At 48.3% G+C, this 1409-nt stretch carries 1 protein-coding gene; it reads right to left on the bottom strand.

The features are described from left to right. Positions 1-183: 183 nt before the first annotated feature. Complete coding sequence (locus tag QME66_13890; GenBank protein MDI6810032.1) at positions 184-1179, bottom strand: IS30 family transposase; 996 nt, start codon at positions 1177-1179, stop codon at positions 184-186. Positions 1180-1409: the final 230 nt, after the last annotated feature.

Genomic DNA, 1409 nt, shown 5'->3' with positions numbered 1-1409 from the left:
TGGCGAAAACCACAATAAAGCGCTTCCGCCTGCCCGCGCTGTTGAAGCGAAGGAGATACCACCAAGGATCACAAGACCCATTATTGTAAAAACGGTGAGTATTTTTTTCATAATTTTTAAGAACGAAAATTATTTTTAAAATTTAAAATTATTTTAAAAGAAAACTAAGGTAGTCTCAATAATCTAACGCAAGAGTGAATTAAAAACTTCGTACGGGGTTGCGTACCCCAAGACCTTCCGAGGTCTGCCGTTGAGAAGATGCTGCACGCGCTTCACTTCTCGGCGGGAGATCTTTGAAAAGTCCGTGCCCTTAGGGAAGAACTGGCGGATGTTGCCGTTCGTGTTCTCGTTCGTGCCGCGTTCCCATGGGGATGCGGGATGAGCGAAATACACCTGCATCTTTGTTTCCTTGGTGAACAGCTTGTGCTCTGCCATCTCAAGTCCCTGGTCGTAGGTCATAGAGAGACGCATCTGCGCAGGAAGCTTCTTCGCCTCTTTGGCGAACGCCTTTCTCACCTCTTCTGCAGTTTTGTTTTTGAGTGGTACGAGGATTGTTGTCCTCGTCGTCCGCTCGACAAGGCTGCCCAGGAACGACTGGCGATTCTTTCCGACAAGCAGGTCTCCTTCCCAGTGGCCAGGAACGAGGCGTTCGGCAACTTCGATGGGACGCTCCTCGATGGAGAGCATCTCCTGGATTTTGCTTGTAACCACGCTCTCTGTTCCGTGCTTCCTTCGCTTGTGCCGTCGCTTCCTCTCTCGTCGCAAACACGCCAAAAGCTCTTTTTTGAGAGTGCCTTTTGGCAGGACGTAGATGTACGAGTAGATCGCTTCGGGAGATATGCGCATAGTCGTATCTTGAGGATACTCTATGGCAATCTTGCGAGCAATCTCGTCCGGCGACCAGCGAAGGCGAAGCTTTGAATGAACGTACCTGCGAAGCCGCGGCATGAGAAGAATCTTTCGCTTCCACGCCTTACGCTTTCGTGCTTTTCTCTGGGCACGTCGGTGAGCTGTTGCGGCTCGGTACGTGTACCGATTGCAACCTCCTACTGAAACCTCATTGCTAATGGTGCTCACGGACCTGCCCAAAAAATGGGCTATTTCTCCAAATGAACATCCTTGGGCAAGCATCCTGCTGATCTCCTCTCGCTCACCCTCGGTCAAACGATGATAATTCATATGTCTAACGCGTTACTTCTAATGCCTCAATGCTGCAGAAGTGTTGCGTTAGATTCTAGAGGCTAATTAATTCCAACTTTTAAAATTTTAAAACTTTGTAATTTGTGATTTGTTTGGGATTTGGGATTTGTAATTTGGGATTTCCCATCAGGGCCACCTTGATGAAAGTGGTTGTGCTCCATAACGGGAAACATTTAAAACAACGCCAACGGCGGCCAAGGAAATCGCTA

This window comes from Candidatus Eisenbacteria bacterium (assembly GCA_030017955.1).
Taxonomy (GTDB): Bacteria; Eisenbacteria; RBG-16-71-46; order JASEGR01; family JASEGR01; genus JASEGR01.
Note: the sequence above shows the minus strand (reverse complement) of the source record. Positions and strands in the feature narration are given on the sequence as shown.

Coding starts and splice junctions, on each gene's coding strand:
- QME66_13890 (MDI6810032.1), bottom strand. CDS start 1,179: ATGAATTATCATCGTTTGACCGAGGGTGAGCGAGAGGAGATCAGCAGG.